Origin of the sequence: Pseudomonas psychrophila (assembly GCF_001043005.1) — a bacterium.
Lineage (GTDB): Bacteria > Pseudomonadota > Gammaproteobacteria > Pseudomonadales > Pseudomonadaceae > Aquipseudomonas > Aquipseudomonas psychrophila.
The window spans coordinates 1-527 of the sequence record NZ_JYKZ01000108.1; the positions used below are offsets into that span (position 1 = coordinate 1).

A 527-nucleotide genomic window follows, 5' to 3' on the forward strand; every position below is an offset into this window, starting at 1 on the left:
ACCGCCGTTACCGTACAGCCGCTGACATCATCGCCCACCGCAGGCAGCACGCCTTCACGGTAGCGTTTTAGCGGTATGGGCAGACCGGCATCGTAGGCCACGTCGCGCTTGCCCATGGCGATGACGGCAAACCCCGGCTCAGGCAGCGATTGCACCTGGGCCCAGACTTCCAGGGCCGGACGCAGGCCTTCGTGCAAGTCCGTGCGTCGATCCAGCACGCAACACTGCGCTGCTTTGTAAATGCCATGGTCGTGAACCACGTAACTGCCCGGGCGCAATACGCTCAAAAACCGCCCGCTGGCAGCTTCGGCTTCGAACGCCTCGGCAATCAGGTCGTACCAGGCCGACCCCGAGGCCGTCACAATCGGCCTGTCCCGCTCAAACGCGCCGTCGCGTTGCAATTCAAGCGCCAGGCGAACCAGCGAAGCTGCAAACTCGCGAATCCCGTCAACCGCCCGCTCACCGTGGATTACCCCTTCGTAGCCTTCAATACCGGTCAGGGCCAGGGCCGGGTGCGCCTTGATCGC

The 527-nt window shown here is 63.9% G+C and carries 1 protein-coding gene; it reads right to left on the bottom strand.

The annotated features are described in order from the left end of the window. Window positions 1–527, bottom strand: a 527-nt coding sequence (locus TU76_RS24320) for a type III PLP-dependent enzyme domain-containing protein (protein WP_048352709.1), incomplete at both ends; no start/stop codon positions are given.